The following is a 21,126-nucleotide window of genomic DNA, read 5'->3' as shown; positions in this document are numbered from 1 at the left end:
CGAAGACTAATACTCTCCGGACCGGTTTACCATCCTCTCGATCTCTTTCTTGACGATGCGCTCGATCATATAGGGCAGGTTCTGGTCCAACCATTCCGACAGGATCGGACGCAACAGCTCGCGCACCAGATCTTCCAGGGTGATGGCGCTGTTGCCCAGGCCGAACGACTTCTGCCGCACGATCTCGCGGGCCAGATTGGTCAGCAGCGAGGCGCCATGATCAATGCTGGGGGGCGACATCAGCCCTTCGTCATCGGGCGGCGCCTGACGGCGCGGCGGCGGCGGTTCGTAATCATCCATCACCCGGCTGGCGGCAGCCATGACGGGGGCGGGTTCGAACTCGCCGAGATCGGCTTTGAAATCATTGATGTCGAAGGCGGGCTCGGGCTCCTCCTCCATCACCATGTCATCGGTCAGTTCGAGGATATCGTCCTCAGGCTCGGGCTCCGGCTCGGGGATGGGCAGCGGCTCAGGCTCGGGTTCCGGCTCAGGCTCGGGAGCCGGGGCCGGCGTGTCGAACAGGGAATCGATGTCATCCTGAGCGAACGTAGGGGCCGGCTCGGGCTCCGGCTCGGGCTCGGGTTCCGGCGGAGGCATGGGCTCGGGCTCCGGCTCCGGCTCGACCGGTTCGGGCGCCTTGGGCTTATCCTCAGCCTCATCCTCCGACAAAATACGTCGGATCGAGGCGAGGATGTCCTCCATTGATGGTTCTTGCTGGGCCTTGTCTTCGCTCATGTCACGGCTATTCTGTCTGCCTGCGCCCAAGAAAGGGACCTGCCGTAATAGTGACTTACGGCTGGTAACAAATGGTTAAAATTCCACGAGTCCCCAAGAGAAACCCGGGTCGGCCATTCGGCCCCAACCCGGATCCCACCATTTCTACTCGTATCCTTTGTCCTTGTCGATGCCATTGCCGAACCATTGGCCACGAACATCGTCATAGTGCTTGGTCGGATCATAGACCGCGACGGGAAGATTGAGCCCCTGGGCGGTCATCTGCCCCAGGGCCGACTTGACCTGATAGGCCCCGGCCAGCACATCACGCTGAGCCTTAACCAGATTGACACGGGCGTCGAACAGTTCCTGCTCGGCGTTCAATACGTCGAGGATGGTACGCGAGCCCACCTTGGATTCCTCGCGCACACCGGCCAGGGCCAGTTCCGAGGCCTTGATCTGCGCCTGATAGGACCTGGCCTGGGCGCGGGCCGCCTGCAGCGTCTCCCAGGACTTGGTCCCGGTCTCGACGGCATCGCGGCGGGCTTGGTCGGCCTCGATGCGGCGCTGCCCGGCAGTATGCTTGGAGGCGCGCACGCGGGAATAGACGCTGCCGGACTCGTAGAGCGGCACACTGACGTTCAGCAGCACTTCACGCGCCGTCGACGAGTTTTCCCGGGTCGAGGTCTCGAAGTTGCGGGAGATATCCGCCGACAACGACACGGTGGGAAGCAATTCGCCGAACACCAGATCGACGCCATCCTTGGCGGCGGCGTGAGTGAAATCGGCGGACACCACGGTGGGATTGGCGGCCAGTGCCGTGGAGGTGACGTCATCCAGGCTCTGCGGCAGGGCCGGCGGCTGGGCCGGGGTCACCAGGGCTTCGGGCGGACGGCCGACATTATTGACGTAATTGGCCCGCGAGCTTTGCAGATTGCCCTCGGCGGCAACGCGATCGGCGGTAGCCTTGGCGAGGCGGGCTTCGGCCTGGCTGACGTCGGTACGGGTCAGTTCGCCCACCTTGAAGCGCTCTTCCGTCGCCTCGTACTGGCGGCGCAACACCTGCTCGTTGTTGATGGAGAGTTTGAGTACCGCATCGTCGCGGACCACGTTGAGATAGGCGGTGGCTGCGGCCAGCAGGATGGTCTGCTCGGTGGCGGCCAACTGGGCCCGTTCGCTCAGGACGTTGTTTTCCGCCTGAGCGGTGGCGGCCAGAGTGCGCCCACCGCGGAACAGCGGCTGGGATAAGGTCAGGGCCTGTGTCCTGGGCGTGCGGCTCATGCTGTAGGGAGACAGCGTGTTGTTGTCGTAGCTGCCGCGCCCGACGGACCCGGTCAGCGACACGGTCGGCCGCCAGTTGGACAACGCCTGAGGAACGCCTTCATCGGTAGAGCGCAACTTGGCGCGCCGCGCCAGCAGAGTCGGATTGGAGGAATATGTGGACGCCAGCACTTCCTCCAGCGTCTCGGACATGGCAGGAGTTGACGCGGCCACGACCATGCACGCCGCGCCGATCAGCCGACAGCTTACCTTCCTCATTCACCACCTGTATTCAGCAAAGCGGGTCCCCATCCCGGAACGACCTTATATCGCCCCAGAACATTAGACCTTGGATACGGAAGATCAAGGACAAATCCACCGCCCTACCCTTGCGTCCTGGGTGGCGATACCGCCCCCCGGACGCGCAGGGTGAACGGATTCAGAAAATGAAACCCGGCTTGGACGCCATGCCCGGCAGGGTCGGCGTGGCGGCGTCGAACAGGGCGCGGCGGCCAAAGGTATCGCCGACCCGAACTACCTGCACCACCTTTCCCGCCCCCCTGGTGCCGGAATCAACCACGGCCACCAGACGGCCGCCATCGCTCAGCTGACGGCAGAGGCCGGAGGGGATCTCCCCCACAGCGCCGAGAAAGATGATCACGTTATAGGGCGCCTGGGCCGCGAAACCGCCGGCGAAGCTGCCTCCCACATAGGCGACATTGTCGACGCCCTGGTCGGACAGCGCCTGGGACGCCTTGGCAGAGAGGTCGACATCGGTTTCCAGCGTCACCACGGTGCTGGCCAGCTTGGATAGGACCGCACTGGCCCAGCCGGTGGCGTCGCCGATGGCCAACACCACGTCGGTGGACTGAACCGCGGCGGCCTGCAGCAGACGGGCCAGCACCAGCGGCTCGATCATGAAACGGCCGCCGCCGACGGACACGTCTTCGTCCACATAGGCGAAGCCGCGCATGGACTTGGGTAGAAAGGGCTCGCGAGGCGTCGAGGAAATGGCCCCCGATACGTTCAGGTCGTGCACCTTGTTGGTGCGGATCTGGTTCTCGACCATATTGAATCTGGCGCCGGCGTAATCCATGGCCATCGGGCTCCCATGCTGCTCGTCATTCTCTTGGACGGGCCCGCCCCCCTCTTGTTATCGGGCAGAGCCACGGGAGAAATTTATAGGCGCGAGCGCTGCTGAAAACAATGCTGCGAAAAGGCAGAAACAGCCGCTTGACCGGTCATCGAACTGCGCGTATAAGCACGGTCCTCACGTCGGCACCCGCCGGCTGGGCCGGTTGGGCCGGGTGGCAGAGTGGCTATGCAGCGGACTGCAAATCCGCGTACGTCGGTTCAATTCCGGCCTCGGCCTCCACCGTCCCCAGGTCCGGGTGCGTGCGTGAGAGTAAAGAATTCCTCGGCTTGCCATACCGCTAGGGCAGGTCGTTGATCCGGAGTAGCTCAGCGGTAGAGCAGCCGGCTGTTAACCGGCTGGTCGGGGGTTCGAATCCCTCCTCCGGAGCCAATCAAGAGGCCGGAAACCTACAGGTTTCCGGCCTCTTTCCTTTTCGGCCCGACCTTCCTGCCGGCCTCGGTTTCGGCTATCTTGGCGCGGCCCAACCGCAACAGAGCCGGAGCTCCTTTTCCATGACACGCGCGGACAGCAGGGTTCTCAGCGTCCTGGCCCCCCGCCAGTTGTACGACTTCATCATGGAGACGGGTTTTATCCGCGACGTGCTGCTGGCCCGGGTCGACAGGCCGGTCCGGATCGTGCTGGGCGAGCAGGGCCAGCAATTGCAGGCCATGGACGACGTCCTGATCATCGATTTCGAGAATCGGCTGTCTCCGGTGGTGAATTCCTTCGCCAATGCGCCGTTCCGCAATGTGGGCGTCCTGCATATGGCCGACGAGACGCTGTCGGCCGATTGCTCCTATTACCCCAGGGTGGATTACGTCCTGCGCAATTACTGGCGCCCCGACGTCCTGGAGATTCCGGCGGGAAGCCGCTGCCAGGGCGTCCTCTGGGTACCCAACGGCTATCGCACCGGGGTGGGGCCGTGCCCTCCCGAGACGCTGCTGCCCTTCGCGTTGCGCACCCACCAGATGAGCTTCGTCGGGCGCACGCCGCCCGAACTGGCCGACCGCCACCGGATGATGGAGGTGATCGGCGCCCATGGCCTTCCGGCCAGGCTTGAGACCTCACTCAAATTCGGCGGCGAGTTCAGCCCGCACAGCTATCGCGCCCTGATGGAGAATACCCGCTTCGCCCTGGTGCCCACCGGCAATTCGGTGGAGACCATCCGCCTCTACGACGCCCTGGAAACCGGAGCCATCCCGGTCTGCCTGGACGCGCCGTTCCTGCATGACGAGCGCACTGCCGGCGGCATCCCGGCGGTGATCCTGAAGTCTTGGGAGGAGCTTCCCCAATGGTGGAGCACGGCGGAGGCAGAGCCCGGGCGCTATGCCGCCCTGCAGGCCCAGGTGATCGCCTGGTGGAGCGCCTTCAAGGACCGCCAGGCCGATCGGGTGGCAAGCCTGATCAACGGCGCCTTCGCCCGCAGCGCGGCTTGATCACTCCCCGGTGAAGTTGGGCTGGCGCTTCTCCTTGAAGGCCCGCACACCCTCCTGATAGTCCTGGCTGTCGTAGACCTTGCGACGCAGGCCCTGCACCCGCTCGAACATGCGCGGCGTGATGGAATGGGCCGAGGCCAGGACCCGCATCTCCTCCTTCATCACCGCGATGGCCAGCGGGGCCAGCTTCTCGATGTCGCGCGCCAGCATGGTGCAGTAATAGGTGATCTCCTCGGCGCCGCGCACATGGTTGACGATGCCCAGGGCCTGGGCCCGCTGGGCCGAGATCGGGCGGGCGGTGAAAGCCATCTCGCGCACCATGTGAATGCCGGTGACGTTCATGAAGGTCAGTAGGCCAGAGACATTATAGGGAATCCCCAGCTTGGCCGGGGTCAGGGCGAAGGTGGAATCCGGCGTCGCCACCACGATGTCGCAGGCCAGGGCCATTTCGCAGGCGCCGCCCCAGACGCCGCCCTCGATCAGGGCGATCACCGGCGCCGGGAATTCCTCGATGGCGCGAATCACCACCCGCAGGGGATCACTCCAACCCAGGGGGTCGCGGTGGGCGGCGGGAAGTTCCGAGACGTCATGCCCGGCCGACCAGACTTTGCACCCCGGCTCGGCCCGCAGGATGACGACGCGCGCCTTGGCCTGGGACGCCTGCTCCAGACCGGCGATGATGCCGTCGATCATCGCTTCCGACAGCACATTGCGCTTGGCCTGGTTGGTCATGGTGATGATGGCCAGCTTGCCGTCCATCTCGCACCGCATGATGGTCATATCCGTCGCTCCCTGCGTCATGATGCACCGCACAATGACATAGACCCGGGCCAGACCCAAACCTTATGGACGATTTATACAAGCAGGCGATTGCCCGCCGCCCGGTCCCCCCTTACACTGGGGTTATCACTCTTGCGGGAAGCCACACCATGTCCGATCAGGAACGTATTATCGAATTGACCGCCACCCTCGCCGACGTAGTGTCCCGCAAGGTCGAGGAAATCAAGAAGGTTACCGGCACCACCCGCATCCTGGCGCTGAACGCGCTGATCGAAGCCGCCCGCGCCGGCGAGGCCGGCAAGGGCTTCGCCGTGGTGGCCGGCGAGGTGAAGAACGTGTCCGAAAGCATCGACGGCATCACCCAGTCGCTGGAAGCCGAGATGGGCGCCGCCGTGGAGGAACTGGGCAAGCTGGCCGGGCGCCTGCGAGCCGACGCCGCCGAATAATCCCATGACCCAGCGCCCCCGGATGGCCCGACCGCTCGCCCCGTTCGCCCTCGCCGCCTTTCTGGCCCTGGGGGCGGTCCCGGCCCTGGCCGGCTATGACGAGGGCCTGACGGCCTATCAGAAGCGGGACTGGACCTCCGCCATCCGGGAATTCAGGCCCCTGGCCACCCAGGGCAACGCCGCGGCCCAGGCCCGGCTTGGTCACATGCTGTTCGAAGGCCTGGGCGGCACCCGGGACGATGTCGAGGCGCTGAAGCTGCTCAACGCCGCGGCGGCCAGCGGCGATTCCCTGGCCCAGTACTGGCTGGGCAGCGCCTATTTCAACGGCCGCGCCGTTCCCAAGGACATCTCCCAGGCCCTGGTCTGGTTCGGGCGCTCCGCCGACAAGGGCCAGCCGGAAGCCCTGCATGCCATGGGCGAGATTCATTTCAACGGCCTGGGCATCAACAAGGACGAAGGGCGCGGCATCGAATATTTCAAGCGGGGCGCCGAAAAGGACTGGCCGCCCTCCCTCGATCGCCTCGCCCAATATTCCTGGGACGGCCGGGCCATGCCCACCGACAAGGTCAAGGCCCTGGAATACGCCCGCCCGGCGGCCGAGGCCGGACGCCCCGTCGCCCAGTTCATCGTCGGCGTGGCCTATCTGCTGGGCCAGGGCGGCGTGGAAAAGGATGCGGCCAAGGCCGCCCCCTGGTTCCGCAAGGCCGCCGACCAGGGACACCCCCAGTCGCAGCACAATCTCGGCGTCATGTACCTCAACGGCAGCGGCGTCCCGAAATCCCAGGCTGAGGGCTATTTCTGGATGGCCCTGGGGGCCGAACGGGCGCCCGCCAATCTGAAGGCCAATTACGAGAAGGAGCGCGATGCCGCCGGCACGCGCCTGTCGCCGGCCGAGCTTGAGGCCCTTCGCGGCCGGGTCGCCCTGTGGCGCCCCAATGCCGCGCCGGGACAGCCCTCGGCCCAGGTGGTCTCGCCCGCGTCCCGCGCCCCCATGCCGCCGGGACAGCAATCGGCCACCACTCCGCCCCCGGCCACCAGCGGCAAGATCTCGTCCGGATCGGGCTTCGTGGTCTCGGCCGACGGCGTAGTGATGACCAATGCCCATGTGGTGGAGCAGTGCCGCAGCATCACCATCAAGCCCCAGGACGCCCCCGCCCAGGTGGTGTCGTTGAAGGCCAAGGACAGCGCCAACGACATGGCCCTGCTCAAGACCTCGCTACGCCTGCCGGAGGTCGCCCGCTTCCGCCAGGACCGGCCGCTGCGGTCGGGCGACGAAGTGGTGGTGATCGGCTTCCCCCTGTCCTCGCTGCTGTCGCGCGAACCCAATGTCACCGCCGGCGTGGTCAGCGCCCTCAACGGCATGCGCGGCGACCCGCGCCATTACCAGATCACCGCCCCGGTGCAGAAGGGAAATTCCGGCGGCCCGCTCATCGACATGAGCGGCAATATCGTCGGCATCGTGACGTCCAAGCTGAACGCCATGAAGATCGCCGACAAGACCGGCGACCTGCCCCAGAACATCAACTTCGCCATCAAGGCCGATCTAGCGCGGAGCTATCTGGACAGCAACGGCGTGTCGTACCAGACCGCCGAGTCCAGCGCCCAGTTGTCGGTGGCCGACGTGGGCGAGCGCATCAAGCGCGTCACCGTCTTCATCGAATGTCGTATGGAATAGACCGTAGTCTTTTGGGGCTCTCAAAGGACTTGAGCCCCCTTGATCCCCCTCGGCCTCAGGCCCTCTTGCGCACCCAGGGCAGAATACGGCCGCGCATCTTGCGGTCAGTCTTCATGATGTGCTCGGACAGCCAGATGGCCAGGAAGCTGCGCATGCTTTCAGTGGCTACCTTGAGGTCGCCCCACTCGCCGCGCCGGTGCTTGCCCAGGAAGGTTTCCAGGGTGCGGCGTAGTTCGTCGTGCTGGCGCTTGTTCTCGGCGTAGCCTTCGTAGCCGGACTCGAGTTGAGCCGTTTCCTCGCGCTCGAAATGTTCGTTCACATAGGCCTGCAGGCGTTCAAGAATTCGCCCGATTTCCGCGCCATCGACCTGCCCGGACGCCGTCTTGCTGGCGGTTTCGAACTGCCCGACCAGGGCGAACAGCTCCTGGTGATCGTCATCGACCACGTCGATGCCGGTCCGCATGTGCTCCTGCCAGTTTGCCATGCGCCAAATCCTCCTTCCCGACCCAGCGGAAAGGATGCTCCCGAAAGTATTGGTAGGCAAGAAACAGATTATGGCGTCTTGAGATCGAAAGTAGGCCCACCGTTGCGCTGCGTGGCGCGAATGCGCCGGCCGGCATCGGCCTCCAGGTCCATGTTGAAGTCCCGGCGGTAACTGGTGCTGGCCCCCACCGCCTCGTCGACCATCATTCCCAGCACGGCACCGCCACCCGTGAAGACAATGAAGGCGGAATTGGCCCACAACCAGCCGCTGCCACTGGAGGTCAAGGTATGGACGGTGCGGCGATAGCCGGGGGCCATGCAGGTGACGGTGACCGGTGCGGCCTTGTGTGGCACCGACAGGGTCTCCGGCGTGGCGATTTCGGCCGAGAATCCATCGGCTCCGCTCAAGGTGCAGCGCGCCCCGACCGGCTGAGTGGCGATATTAACCTCGGAAGACGGCCCATTGGCCATGGAGGCGCAGCCCGCAACCACAAGTCCGGCCAGAACCACAACCGACAGTGACCTCAAGGCACCATCCCCGCTTCCTGCCGCAGGGACGAGAACGTACGCTGGCGGCGCTGGTACAATTCCAGCAGCTTCCAGCGCGCCACCGGAATGGCGCGTACCATGGCGCCGGGCACCAGCAGAAGCTCGCTGCGCATGGCGGCGACCAGACGCCCCTCCCCTGCCTGGGAGAACAGCACCTCGGACTCGTTCAGGGGCTCGCCGATGCCGCAATACTCCACCACTGCACCATCGAAATAGCGATCGATGCGACCGTCCCGCACCATGAACACGAAGTCCTGGCCGGTCATGTCGATTTCCTCGCCGGTGGCCAGGTAATAGGGCTGGCAGGTCTCGGCGATGCGCACCTCGGTCAGGTTGGACAGGCTTTCGCCGAACAGCCAAGTGTGATTGAAGAAATTACGCAGGTCGGCAAGGCGCGAGATGCGCTCGCTCATCTCGTTGCGCTCCACCAGGCTGCGGTACAGCACGGCGGGGATCTTGAGGGCGCGCACGAAGGACAGCGCCCGATAGGTCTCGAAGGACGGCTCTCCCGACAGGGCATAGGACTCGCCGATCATGGCACCCGCCGAAAGGGTGGCGGTCTGGTCCGAATCCGGCTCGATGGTTTCCACCAGCCCGGTGAGGATCAGGTGCACGTCCTCGCAATAGCTGCCCTCGCGCAGCAGGATGGTTTCCGGATTGAAGGTCACCACAGGGTGATTGAGCAGAATGCGGATCTGATGCTCGGGCACCCCCAGGAAATACTCGGCCAGATAGCCGTGGGCGGCGCGCACCCGGTATTCCTGGTAGGACGGGATCAGGGCGTCCACCGTGCCGAACGGCGCACCGGATCCGATGCTCTTCTGCGCCTTGGTCAGCGCCAAAGCAGTGTGGGACAGAATGATCTTGCCCGACTGGTCCTCGCGGAAATCCTCGGCGCAGCCATGGATCAGGCCGCCGCCGATATCCAGCTTCTTGACGTCGGCGGGCACCAGGTAATCTGCGCAGACCTGGGTCATAAGCTCGCTGCTTATGCCGTGGCGGGTCTCGTCGTCGTCGACCATCTGGCCCAGCACGTCCAGCGAGACGATGTCGGCCATATGGGCGTAGGACCGGAAGCCGTCCTCCCACGGGGTGCGGAAGTGAAACACGGTGGTTTCCACCGGGTGGGGAGAGAAGATGGGACGCACCTCCAGCCCGTCGATATCGTTCCAGACTCCCAGGGACAGATCGCAGATCTCGAAATACTCGCCGAAGGAATCCTCGCCGATATTGGTCAGCGCCGCCAGCTTCTTGGCCACCGAAGAGCGCACCGCCGGCAGGGCGTAATACTTGATGCGATGATCGGCGCGGAACAGGGTGGTCAGGCCGCAGAAATGGTCGTCATGGCAATGGGTGTGAAAGATGCCCTCCACCTCCTGCACGCCGATACCCAGCGCCTGCAGCGCCGAATGGATGTTGGGACCGGCGTCGATCAGGTAGATCTTGCCCTGGAACATCAGAATGGAGGACATGGCTGCCCGTTCCGGGTCCCAGCCGTCGCCCTCGCCCGAATGGACCACCGAGAAATACTCGCGCTCCAGGTCGTGATAGCCCAGGTGATAGGGAGTCTCGTAGGTATGGCCCGCCGCCAGATTGAGATCGACCATGGCCGTCTCGCCGTCATAGGCGAATTCGAAGATGTTGAGTTCCAGGCGCCGCACCGTCACGCCGCCGGGCAGGATGACCGGGCCGTCGCCGATGATGCAGGTGTCGATCAGGTCCTGGGGAGGCCGGATGGCCCCAAAGGCGAAGCGCAGCTTCATGCGCATCCACTCGGCAGCCATGTCCTCAGGAACACCGACGGCCATCATTTCTTCTTCAGACAGCAGGCCGTAATTGCCGCGCATGACGTATTCCATCTGCGCCTCGACCTGCTGGGCCAGTCCCAACAGCAGCGGCTTGCGCCCCGAGCAATTGGGGTGGCCTGGAATGATCATGCCCTGGCGATAGAGCATCTGCAGGATGGGGAATTCGGACAGGTTGGAAAAGGCGCCGTTCTGCAGCGGCACGTCTGACAGCAAGATGGCGTTGGGGCCGGTCTCGAAGGCGACGCCGGCCCGCTCGGTGGGAACGATCAGGCCGCGCTTGATCAGGTGCTTGACGCTGTCGGCGGGACAGCCGCACAGGACGCGCAGATCCGCCTCCGGGACCTCGACCCAGCTGATTCCCGACGATACAGCGACCACACGCATGCGGCTTCCCCCCACAGGACCGCTTTCCGGCGCCGGCTTGGACTGACGCCCCAATTTCGCCATCAGCCGCCGACCATGAAAAATGCCGACCAGATATACGGCATGCTCCACTGGCTGTTACGCAGCATTTCCAGTTGAGCCTCCCGCAAGGCGTCATGCGGAGTCTTGCCCGCCAGAAGCCTTTTGTAAAGGGCCGCCATCAAGGTCTGGGTTCCGGCGTCGCTGACTTCCCACAGAGAGGACACCACCGAGCGGGCCCCGGCCTCCTGGAAGGAACGGCGCAGACCGTAGACGCCCTCACCCTCATGCACCTCGCCCAGGCCGGTTTCGCAGGCCGACAGAATGGCCAGCTGCGTCCCAGTCAGGTCGAGGCCCAGGACCTCAAGCGCCGTCAGCACGCCGTCATTGTCGGTGTCGATGTCGCCCAGTACCTGGGCGTTGGAGTTGATGCCGGCAAAGGCCAGTCCGGCGCGCAGCAGCGGATTGTCGCCGGGCGGCGGGAACTGGAAGTCCGACGAGCGCTGCAGCTTCAGCAGGCGCTTGCGGAGCGTGTCGTCGGCCTTGAGGAAGAAGCCGTGGGTAGCGATGTGCAGAACCTCGGGCGGCTGCTCCAGCTCGCGCAACACCTTCTCCTGGGCGGTGCCCTTGGAGTAGATGGCCGTCGGCTTGCCCTGGTTCTCCACGGTCTTGACGATCAGTTGGCCTTCCTTCTCGGCGCCGGGCAGCGGGTCGAATTTAAGGCCGCGCATGCCGCTCATGCCGCGCACCGACGACTGGACATCGTTGCCGGCCGAGCGCGAGCGCGCCTTTTCCAGGGTGGCCTTGCCCGTCACTTCCTCGGTGTTGTAGTCGGGACCGGCATTGATGAGATAGCCGCCCTTGGCCGCCGGAATGGAGGACGGCAGCAGGTCGCGGCTGGAATTCAGCACATGCAGGTCGATGCGCTCGATCAGGTATTTGCGGTTGGGCTCCACCATGGCGCTGATGGGGGCGATGTTCAGCATGCCGTCGGGAATGATGTAGACCTTGGTCCGCCCACCCAGGGCGCGCTCCAGGGGCTGCCAGATCAGCTTGTGCACCTGCTGGCCCACATCCAGCAGATCGTCCATCTCGATCTCTTCATTCTGGATGTCGGTGCGGTACTTGACGATGATGTCGTCGATGGTCTTCACGGAATCGTACTTCACCAGGCCATAGACCGGATTGTCGCCGTCCTTGCGCAGCGTGGCGGCCACCAGCTTCTGCTTGCCGTCCTCGCCATAGATGAAGAAGTCCACCACCACCGCATTGGCGGGCATGGCCTTGACCAGATCATCCAGGGCGATAGGGGCCACCGATTGCTGGAAGCGGGTGGAGGAACGGCCCAGGGCGCCCTGAAGATCGTTGATCTTCTCTTCCAGGCCGTTGATCACCTCGACGTGATTGTCCTTGGTCTCCTCGGTGGGACCGGACAGGGTCAAGGCGGCAAGCCGCTTCCTGACCTCGGCCAGTTCCTCGGTCAGCTTGGTCAGTTCGGGATCGCGCGACAGGCGGGTCACCTGCTGGATCTCGGACGCCACCTTGAGCAGCAGGCCCTTGCGGTTGAGGCTGACCTCCATCAGCGCCTTGCCCGCCGTGGGTTCGTCCAGCCGGGTCAGCAGCGCCACATAGGCGGCCAGTTCCGGCGCATGCAGGCGGACATAGCCTTCGCGCGCATTGTCGCCGGTGACGTAGAGCACCCGGTTGAGGAATTCGGTGCGGCGCTTGAACGTGGTTTGGCGGGTGGCGAAGGCGGCCTTGATATCGCCCATGTCCTCCTGCACCCCGGCCAGGGTGTTCAGCGTCTCGAAGGTATAAGGATGGGCCGGACCCATCACCGCCTCGTCGCCGGCCAGGGTCTTGACCAGCAGCGCCTCGGCCTCCTTCAGCTTCTTCTGGGTGCGGTACAAGGCCGCCAGATCATGCATGGAGCGCAGCGTATCCAGGTGCTTCTCGCCCAGCACCGAACGCCGACCGGCCAGGGCGGTGTCGAAGGCCTTTTCCGCCTCGCCCAGCTTGCCCTGCTTGTGCAGGGCGCGGGCAAGGTTGTTCAGCGCCTTCAGGGTGTTCTGGTGCTTGGGCCCATAGGCCTTGACCCAGGCCTCGTGCACCGTCTTGAACATGGGGGCGGCACGGTCGTACTCGCCCTTCAGCATGTAGAGATAGGCCAGGTTGTTGGTGGCGGCGATGGTATCGGGATGCTTCGGCCCGATGGTCTTGCCGAACACCGTGATGACGCTCTGGTACAACGGCTCGGCCTTGTCGAACACGCCCTGGCTTTCGTAAAGCAGCGCCAGATTGTTCATGGTGGTCAGCGTCGCCGGATGGGTCTCGCCGAACGCCTTGCGCCCGCCGTCCAGGGCGCCGCGCAGGAAGGGCTCGGCCCGCTCGTAGATGCCTTCCTTTTCGAGGATCTCGCCCACATTGTTGGCGGCGATCACCGTGGAGCGGTGGTCGGTGCCCAGAACCTTGCGGTAGCGCTCCCACGCCTCCATGAAGGTCTTTTCCGCCTCCAGCAGACGGCCCTGCTTGCGGTAGATGGAGGCCAGCGACGACAGCGCCGCCACGGTGTTGGGATGGGCGGCGCCCAGGGCGGTGGTCTGGGCGTCCAGCACCTCCTTGGCCATCTTCTCGGCGGCATCGTATTCGCCGCGATCGTCCAGAACGTCGGCCAGATCGCCCTTGGCCGACAGCAGGTTCTGCTGGTCGTTGGCGGTCTGGGCGTCGCGCACGGCGGATTCGAGGATCTGTTGCGATTCGGCCAGACGGCCCTGACGATGATAGAGGCCACCCGCCTCGACGCGGGTGGAAAGGCTCAGCGGGTCGGTGGGCGCCACCGCCAGCTTCTGAATGGCTACCGCCTGATCCAGCAGGGTGGCGGCGGCGGTGTAATCGCCCTGGACGCGCTTGAAGGCGCCCTGGCTCGCCAGACAGCGCGAGAATTCCCCATGGGCCTCGCCATAGACCTTGCGGCTGGCGGCACAGGTCGTCTCCAGCAGCTTGTCGGCGTCCTTGGTCTTGGAGGCGTTGATCTGCAGCCGCGCCAGGGACAGTTGCAGGCCGAGAGTCTGGGGATGCAGAGCCCCCAGCCCGGCGGTCGAAGCCTTGACGGCGGCTTCGTAGACCTTGGCGGCCTGATCGTATTTGGCCTGGGATTGGTAAAGCCCGGCCAGGGCCTGGCTCACCTTGACCGTCTCGGGATGGGCGTCGCCCAGCGCGGCCTGGGAGAGTTTCACCGCCAGGGCGTAATTGGCCTCCGCCTCCTCGATGCGTCCGGCCAGATGCTGCAGGGCGGCCAGATCGGTGGCGCTGATGATGGTGGCAAGGTGCCCCTCGCCCAGATTGTCCTTGGCCACCGACAGGGCCTGGGCCGCTTCGTCGACGGCCTTGGGCAGGTCGCCGCCGCCCGCCGAGGCGATGGCCTGCTGGTGGACCCGGTTCCACAGCATGGCGGCGCGTTGCTTGGGCTGAGGCACGGCCGAAGCCGCCTGCTGCTTTTCCGCCACCCAGGCGGGCAGGACCGAGCGGGCCTTGGTGATCTCGGCGTCCAGACGCTGAACGTCGGCGCCCTTGCCGGCCTGCATGGCCTGGCGCGCCTGCGCGATCAGGTCATCGGCCGATTGGGCGAAAGCCGGCGAAGCGGCGACCAGCACCGCCAGCGCGGCGCCACCCAGCAACGTCAAGGCACGCGAAGCCATCATCGAACCCTCTCCCTTCTACCGGCCGGCTTCCCCAAGCCTTCGCCGAGGCCCCAGGCGACCGGAGCCTAGCTCTTTTCCTTGTGGGTGTAGACGCCGTCCCAATCGGTGCCCGGCGGCTCTTCCATGAAGTGCTCGATACGGCCGAGATAGATCTTGTAGATCACCCGCTCCGGATCGGAATTGTGCAGTTCCTGGAAGGCCATGCGGGCGGCATCCCATTTCTGCTCGCGGAACATGGCCAGCGCCGCCAGATGCTGCGACAGCCGGGCCACGGTCTCGGCATCCACCTCGCCCTCGAAGCCCAGGGGCTCGTACAGGCGGACCGGAGTGTCCTTGCCCTTGACTCGCACCAGGTCGATCTCTCGGCTGATCAGGCCGGGAACCGCCGCCTGGGTGTACTCGGTGACCATCATGTTCACGCCGTACTGCTTGGTCAGGCTTTCCACGCGCGAGCCCAGGTTGACCGCGTCGCCCAGCACCGTGTAGGCCATGCGGAAGTCCGATCCCATGTTGCCCACGTTCATGATGCCGGTGTTGAGGCCGATGCCCACCTTGATGGGCTTCCAGCCACGGGCGACGAAGTCGTCCTTCAGCTCCTCCATCTTCTTGACCATGCCCAGTGCCGCCTGGACGGCATGGCGCGCATGGTCGGGGTCGTGCAGCGGCGCACCCCAGAAGGCCATGATGGCGTCGCCCATATACTTATCGATGGTGCCGCGGAAATCATGGATCACATGGGTCATGGGGCTGAGGAAGGCGTTCATCAGCACCGTCAGCTGCTGCGGCGCCAATCCCTCGGAAATGGTGGTGAAGCCACGGACGTCCGAGAACAGCACGGTCATCTCGCGGGATTCACCGCCCACGGTGACCTGCTGGCCGGTCTTGTTCATCTCCGCCACCAGTTCCGGCGGGATGTATTGGCCGAAGGTTTTGGCGATCTGCTGCTTCTGGTTCCGCTCGATCAGGTACTGGCGGAACTCCACCAGAAGATAGGACAGCACCAGGGCGAGAACGCCGTAGGACATGGAAATCACCACGCCCAGATGGACGTAAAGCGCGCTGGCCGACACAATGAAGCCGACGCCTAAGGCCACCACGAACATACCGCGCAGCAGCGGCCGGGTGAGATAAAGGGACAGCAGCAGCATGGCCAGCAGCAAGACGACGGGCGCCACGGAATCCATCACCGGGCCGGCGCCGCGCAGGGGCGCGCCCTTGAGGATCGAACTGATGGAATCGGCGATGATCTCCACCCCATAGACCATGCCGACGGGAGTATCGAACCAGTCGTGGGACACCTCGGAGGTGTCGCCCAGCACGACGATCTTGTCCTTCACCCAATATTCCAGCTCGGCCAGTTCGCGCTCGTCCAGGCCAGAGATATCAAGGAACTCCAGGGCGGACAGGCCGGCGGACTGGCTGAGAAAGCGGGTGCCGGTGGGCAGCGGCGGGAAGTCGATATAGAGCTTGTGCTCATGGTTCAGCGGGACCCGAAGCTCGCCCAGCACCAGGGTGGTGCCGTCCAGCCGGGGCTCGACGCCGAGATACATGGCAGCGGCCTTGACCGCGAAGGGCCAGCCGCCCTTCTCCGCCGTCATCTCGGGGAACACCCGCAGCCGGGACAGGCTGGTGATCAGCTTGGAATTGGACTGGATGTTCGTGTAGGCGCTGGCCGACGCCTGATCAAGCAGGGTGGTCGGGTAGTTGATCTTGGCGAATTTTCCGTCCCGGAACTCGCCCTGGGCCACCAGCACGGTATTGCCGGCATCGCTCAGCGCCTTGGCCAGGGCCGGGTCCTCGTTATACGAGGAGGGGAAATCCATCAGCATGTCGACGGCGATGACCTTGGCGCCCAGCGCCTTCAGGTTGGTCACCATGGTGCCGATATCGGTCCGCCGCAGCGGGAAGCTCTTATAGGCCTTGAAGAAGGCCTCGTCGGTATTGACCACCACCACTTCGGGCGAGACGGCCAACTTCTTGGCATCGCCATAAGCCAGCCTCAGCTGGTGGCGGAAGGACAGCGTCTGATCCTCCAGCAGGGCGAACCATTCAAAATGCTGCGCGGGGATGGCGACCAGAAACAGGATGAGGGTGAAGAGAATGTCGTATCGCTTGGCCATGCCGCTCCCCGGAATCGCGAGGGGCGCCCTCCTCGCGGAAGAGGGCGCCCCAATTGGTCAGTTGGCGTTGAGCTTGTCGTTGTAGACCAGCGCTTCCTTCTGCTTCAGCTCGACCAGCTTCAGCTCGTTGTAGGCGCGGATCAGCAACGGACGCATCTCGTTGTCGTCCTTGTTCTCATCAAAATACTTGCGATAGAGATCCATGGCGGCGACGGTCACGCCCTTCTCGTCCAGCAGGTTGGCCACCGAGAAGTCGTCCTTGGCGTTGATGGCGCGGATCTTGGCGATATTGTCGCCAAGAGCCTTATCCTCGGCCGCGGACAGCCACATGATGGCACCCTCCTTGTCGGCCTCGGCCACCTTCTGGCCGTTCTCCAGCACCGCCACGGTGAAGCTGTGCTTGCCGGGCGAAAGCTCGGGAACCTTGAAGCGGACCAGATCGCCGTCCACGCCGGCCACCTGATGGGCGGTGCCGTCGATGGTCAGCACGAAGCCATGGCTCTTGCCGAAGCTCTGCCAGGCCAGCTCGGGATAGGTCGCCGACAGGGTCACCTGCTGCACGACGCGCAGCTTGATGGCGCCTTCCTTGGCGACGCCGCGACGCACCGTGGTGTATCGCTGGGCCTCGGCGAAGCGGTTGCCGAGACCGGCCACCAGATCGCCGGAGGCGGCTTCCGGGGCGGAGAGCTTGCCGCTCACCACCTTCAGGGCATTGCCGGCCACTTCGATCTGGCTGCCCGACGAGATGGTCTGGGCCATGTTGGTGGCCTGATCGACCAGCTTGCCCGAGCCGTCCGAGCCGGTGCGGATCATGTCGCCGGCAAACAGGTACTTGTTGCGGGTGACGGGCTTCCACGCGGTGCCGTCACGGCTGTGCTCCACGGTGCCGCTGACCTGCATCAGCAGCGAAACCGGCGGGTCGGCGGCCAGAGCCCCAGTGGGGACCTGGGAAATCAGCAGCCCAACCGCGAAAATCAAGGCAGCGAAAAGTTTGCTCTTCATCTTGGCCTCCTTAGCCGATCTTCAGGAGTTTAGCACAGAAGGCGCACCGCCATAATCAGGCGGGCACACTACTCCGTCAAACTTCGTTACCAATCCCTGCTCTGGCTCGAACCCTCCCCGCACCGGAATCGCCCCTCCTCGTCCCCAGGGGTCGATGATCTTCAGTGACCACTTATACCAAGAGTATACGTGCTTTCCTTCAATGAGCCGAGATCATTTTGAAGCGCCGCTCGTCGTCCAGAGCCCCGGCCAGCATGGTGGGGTTGAGGACCATGCATCGCTCTTCGCCGGCCCGCGCCCGCTCGGCCAGACAGGTGTCGATGGCCCGGCGTTCGGGCAGTCCGACGATCAGCCCGCGATAGCGCAGCATGCCGTCGCGCGGCTTGATCACCACCATGGCCGAGCCGCCGCCCAAGCGCCCCCGCATCTCGCGGTGCGCCTTGTCGAGGTCGCGGCGGACCTTGCCCAGGTCCCGGCCGAAGGCGACTTCCAGCCCCCACCCCCCCGGCGGGACGCGCCGCGGGCCGATCGCCATCTCGGGGGCACCGGACTTGCCGCCCCGGGCATAGCCGCAGGCTCCCATCGAGTGATCCGGCGGTGCCCCGCCGCCATTGCTCAGCCCGGCCAGCGGCCGCCCGGCCGTGGGCGTGGCCTGCAAAGCCTGATCCATCAGGCGCCGGATGGCCCCCAGCCGCTGAGCTGAGGATTCCGCTCCCATCACCACGGCCAGGGCCCGCCGGCCGCCCCGATGGGCAATGGCCACCAGATTGTATCCCGCCGAGCAGGTGAAGCCGGTCTTCATGCCCTCGGCCCCGGCATAGGCGCCGAGAAAACCGTTGACGGTGGGCAGCACCCGGCCCTTCCAGGTGGTGTCCCGGCTGGAAAACAGCGGACGGAAGGTCGGAAAGTCCCGTTCGATGGCCATGGCCAGCACGGCCATGTCGCGGGGCGAACTCACATGCCCTCCGGCGGTCATGCCCGAAGCATTGCGGAACGACGACGAGGTCATGCCCAGGCGCGCCGCCTCCTCGGTCATGCGGCTGGCGAAGGCCGACTCGCTGCCCCCCACGTGTTCGGCCACCGCCACGGCGGCATCGTTGGCCGAGCGCACGATCATGGCCTTCAGCGCCGCCCCCAGGGTGATGCGCTCTCCCGGCCGGAGGTCGAGGCTGGCGCCTCCCTGCGAGGCCGCCCGCTCGGACACCGTGATGACATCGTCCTGCGACACCTTGCCGGCCTTGATGGCGGCAAAGGCCACATAGGCGGTCATCATCTTGGTCAGCGAGGCCGGATGATGGGGAGCCCCGCCCCGGCTCTCGGCGATCACCGCGCCCGAACCCAAATCAACCGCCAGGAAGGCGGCCGATTCCGCCCGGGCCGCCCCGGCGGCCAGACCGAGTCCCAAAGCCAGCGCCGCCACGCGCCGGGCCATTCCACTTGAGTTGCTCAACATGCCCTCACCATCGCGCCCCGGCGCCCAACTTGCAACCCCGCCCGATGCGTCGCCCCGGCGGCTATCCCAAGGAATTAACCGCTGTGAAACGTTGAAATGCCACAATGGGCACTGTGCAGGCTTCACTCGGCCGGCATTTCAGGGTTAAGTGATGACCGGGGGGAGTGCGCCTCCGACCGGCATGCGGGATGGCAAGCAACGTGAACAACGGGGCCGCAATAGGCGACGACCAGGACCTGGATCGGCAGTCGCCCGGTTTTATCAGGCAATTCATTCGCCTGGCCGGTCCCTATTGGCAATCGGGCGAGAAGTGGAAAGTGCGCGGCCTGGCCGCCCTGCTGCTCGGCCTGACCGTGGCCCAGGTGGTCATCCCCATTCTGATCAATCTGTGGAGCGCCGAACTGTTCGACGCGCTCGAGCAGAAATCCATGGAGAAGTTTTTCGCCCAGATCGCCGAGATCGGGCTGATTCTGGTCGCCTCCATGACGGTGACCGCCCTGCATCTGAAGGTGAAGCGCACCATCCAGCTGAGCTGGCGCCGCTGGCTGACCCGCAGGCTGCAGGACAACTGGATGGCCATGGGCCACCATTACCAGCTCATGCATATGCCGGGCGATCACGACAATCCCGACGGCCGTATCGCCGAAGACATCCGGCTGACCACCGAGACCGCCATCGACCTGATCCACTCGCTGTTTTATTGCGCCCTGCTGCTGGCCAGCTTCGTGCAGATCCTGTGGACGCTGTCGGGCGATCTGATGCTCAACCTCGGCGGGATCGAGCTGTCCATTCCCGGCCACATGGTCTGGGTGGCCTTGATCTATGCCTCGGCGGCCTCGTCGCTGGCCCTGTGGGTGGGGCGCCCGCTGATCGGCGCCACCGACCGCCGCCAGACGGCCGAAGCCAATTTCCGCTTCGGTCTGGTGCGCGCCCGCGAGAATTCCGAAGCCATCGCCCTGCTGCACGGCGAAGTGGGCGAGCGCCGCCGCTTCTCTGAACTGTTCCGCGGCATCGAGGGCGCCTGGAATCGCCAGACGGCGGGCCTGACCCGCCTGTTCCTGTTCACCTCGGGCTATGCGGTGTTCTCCACCGCCTTCCCCATCCTGATCGCCGCGCCGCGCTACATTTCCGGCGACATTTCCCTGGGCCACCTGATGCAGACCGCCCAGGCCTTCCAGCAATTGTCCCAGGCCCTGTCCTGGCCGGTGGACAATCTGCAGCGGGTGGCCGAGTGGCGGGCCTCGGTCGAGCGCGTGCTGTCCCTGCACGACGCCCTGCAGGCGCTCAGGGACGACGCCTCGCGGCCCGACGCCCATACGGTCATCGTCCAGAAGGCGGCCATTCCCACCCTGTGCTTCCATGACCTGACCATCGCCAATTCCGACGGCACCGTGGTGATCGAGGGCTTCAGCGCCGAAATCGTCGGTGGCGAGCATGTGCTGATCGGCGGCGATCCCGGGGCGGCGGTCAAGCTGTTCAAGGTGGTGGCGGGGCTGTGGCCCTGGGGACGCGGCACCGTGGACCTGCCTTGCGACGCCCACATCTTCTTCATGCCGCAGCGTCCCTACATGCCCATCGGCACGCTGCGCAGCGTGCTGACCTACCCTTCCGCCACGGAGTGCTTCCCCGACGACCAGTTGGAAGGTGCCCTGGACCGGGTGGGCCTCGGCCATCTGATGCCGCGCATCGACGACACCGCCCTGTGGGAGCAGAACCTCACCGCCGGCGAGCAGCAGCGCCTGGGCTTTGCCCGCCTGCTGCTGCACCGCCCCAAATGGGTGTTCCTGCAAGAAGCCACCGACGCGCTCGACCCCGAGGGCGAGCGCAAGCTGATGCAGTTGCTCAACGACGAATTCCCCACCGCCTCCATCCTCACCGTGGGCTTCCACGCCGAGCTGGAGCAGTACCACCAGCGCAAGCTGACCCTGACGCCGTCGCCGGACGGCACCATCCTGGTGCGCGAAAGCCGCAAGGACTGGAACCAGCCCAAGCGCGGCATGAACTGGGGCGGACGCCTGTTCGGCAACCTGCTGCGCCGGGGCGAACGCCGCGCCCTGTCCGACGGGCTGACCAAGCGCGGGGATAAGCGGCGGTAAGTTGTGGGCTGCCGCCCACGCCCGCTCGGGGCCATAGGCCCCAAACCCCTTTCATGAAATCAAAAT

Annotated in this window: 15 protein-coding genes and 2 tRNA genes; 6 read left to right on the top strand and 11 right to left on the bottom strand. The window is 65.1% G+C overall.

The window, feature by feature from the left end:
- Nucleotides 1–6 precede the first annotated feature (6 nt).
- From AMB_RS11365 to AMB_RS11355, 3 genes are all read right to left on the bottom strand, one after another.
- Nucleotides 7–735 (bottom strand): DUF2497 domain-containing protein, encoded by a 729-nt coding sequence (locus AMB_RS11365; protein WP_011384644.1) that lies wholly within the window; start codon nt 733–735, stop codon nt 7–9.
- Nucleotides 736–879: 144 nt separating this feature from the next.
- The gene (locus AMB_RS11360; RefSeq protein WP_011384643.1) at nt 880–2,253 is read right to left on the bottom strand and encodes a TolC family outer membrane protein; all 1,374 of its coding nucleotides are present in this window, start codon (nt 2,251–2,253) and stop codon (nt 880–882) included.
- 160 nt (nt 2,254–2,413) lie between these two features.
- Nucleotides 2,414–3,070, bottom strand: a complete 657-nt coding sequence (locus tag AMB_RS11355) for a protein-L-isoaspartate O-methyltransferase family protein (protein ID WP_043746574.1) — start codon at nt 3,068–3,070, stop codon at nt 2,414–2,416.
- A gap of 205 nt (nt 3,071–3,275) precedes the next feature.
- Here AMB_RS11355 and AMB_RS11350 point away from each other — a divergent pair.
- From AMB_RS11350 to AMB_RS11340, 3 genes are all read left to right on the top strand, one after another.
- Nucleotides 3,276–3,349, top strand: a tRNA-Cys gene (locus tag AMB_RS11350).
- A 75-nt stretch (nt 3,350–3,424) separates the two neighbouring features.
- A tRNA-Asn gene (locus AMB_RS11345) sits at nt 3,425–3,499 on the top strand.
- 122 nt (nt 3,500–3,621) lie between these two features.
- Entirely contained in the window at nt 3,622–4,545 is a 924-nt protein-coding gene (locus AMB_RS11340; RefSeq protein ID WP_011384641.1) for a hypothetical protein, read from the top strand.
- Here the strand turns inward: AMB_RS11340 and scpB are convergent, their stop codons facing one another.
- Nucleotides 4,546–5,325: a methylmalonyl-CoA decarboxylase gene (gene scpB / locus AMB_RS11335; protein WP_043744278.1), complete on the bottom strand. Its 780-nt coding sequence runs from the start codon at nt 5,323–5,325 to the stop codon at nt 4,546–4,548.
- 149 nt (nt 5,326–5,474) lie between these two features.
- On the opposite strand from scpB, the gene AMB_RS11330 reads away from it, so the two are divergent.
- Both AMB_RS11330 and AMB_RS11325 read left to right on the top strand, forming a co-directional pair.
- A complete protein-coding gene (locus AMB_RS11330) occupies nt 5,475–5,771 on the top strand; it encodes a methyl-accepting chemotaxis protein (protein WP_011384639.1) in 297 nt (98 codons plus the stop codon).
- Nucleotides 5,772–5,775: 4 nt separating this feature from the next.
- Nucleotides 5,776–7,446, top strand: a complete 1,671-nt coding sequence (locus AMB_RS11325) for a trypsin-like peptidase domain-containing protein (RefSeq protein ID WP_011384638.1) — start codon at nt 5,776–5,778, stop codon at nt 7,444–7,446.
- A gap of 55 nt (nt 7,447–7,501) precedes the next feature.
- Here the strand turns inward: AMB_RS11325 and AMB_RS11320 are convergent, their stop codons facing one another.
- The 7 genes from AMB_RS11320 to AMB_RS11290 form a co-directional block, all read right to left on the bottom strand.
- On the bottom strand, nt 7,502–7,930 hold the full coding sequence (locus AMB_RS11320; protein WP_011384637.1) for a bacteriohemerythrin: 429 nt from the start codon (nt 7,928–7,930) through the stop codon (nt 7,502–7,504).
- Nucleotides 7,931–7,998: 68 nt separating this feature from the next.
- Nucleotides 7,999–8,457 (bottom strand): hypothetical protein, encoded by a 459-nt coding sequence (locus tag AMB_RS11315; RefSeq protein ID WP_231849053.1) that lies wholly within the window; start codon nt 8,455–8,457, stop codon nt 7,999–8,001.
- A complete protein-coding gene (locus AMB_RS11310) occupies nt 8,454–10,670 on the bottom strand; it encodes a cyclic nucleotide-binding domain-containing protein (RefSeq protein WP_043744276.1) in 2,217 nt (738 codons plus the stop codon). The genes AMB_RS11315 and AMB_RS11310 overlap by 4 nt, the downstream gene beginning before the upstream one ends.
- 62 nt (nt 10,671–10,732) lie before the next feature.
- Nucleotides 10,733–14,389, bottom strand: a complete 3,657-nt coding sequence (locus AMB_RS11305) for a CHAT domain-containing tetratricopeptide repeat protein (RefSeq protein WP_011384634.1) — start codon at nt 14,387–14,389, stop codon at nt 10,733–10,735.
- Between the two features lie 65 nt (nt 14,390–14,454).
- Nucleotides 14,455–16,509: an adenylate/guanylate cyclase domain-containing protein gene (locus tag AMB_RS11300; protein WP_011384633.1), complete on the bottom strand. Its 2,055-nt coding sequence runs from the start codon at nt 16,507–16,509 to the stop codon at nt 14,455–14,457.
- Between the two features lie 57 nt (nt 16,510–16,566).
- Nucleotides 16,567–17,511 carry a DUF7354 domain-containing protein gene (locus AMB_RS11295; RefSeq protein WP_043744273.1) on the bottom strand — a complete coding sequence of 315 codons (945 nt, stop codon included), beginning with the start codon at nt 17,509–17,511 and terminating at the stop codon, nt 16,567–16,569.
- A 199-nt stretch (nt 17,512–17,710) separates the two neighbouring features.
- Complete coding sequence (locus AMB_RS11290; RefSeq protein ID WP_011384630.1) at nt 17,711–18,964, bottom strand: D-alanyl-D-alanine carboxypeptidase family protein; 1,254 nt, start codon at nt 18,962–18,964, stop codon at nt 17,711–17,713.
- Between the two features lie 188 nt (nt 18,965–19,152).
- On the opposite strand from AMB_RS11290, the gene AMB_RS11285 reads away from it, so the two are divergent.
- Nucleotides 19,153–21,060 carry an ABC transporter ATP-binding protein/permease gene (locus AMB_RS11285; protein WP_043744271.1) on the top strand — a complete coding sequence of 636 codons (1,908 nt, stop codon included), beginning with the start codon at nt 19,153–19,155 and terminating at the stop codon, nt 21,058–21,060.
- Nucleotides 21,061–21,126: the final 66 nt, after the last annotated feature.

Origin of the sequence: Paramagnetospirillum magneticum AMB-1, assembly GCF_000009985.1 — a bacterium.
In the GTDB taxonomy this organism is placed as follows: domain Bacteria; phylum Pseudomonadota; class Alphaproteobacteria; order Rhodospirillales; family Magnetospirillaceae; genus Phaeospirillum; species Phaeospirillum magneticum.
Note: the sequence above shows the minus strand (reverse complement) of the source record. Positions and strands in the feature narration are given on the sequence as shown.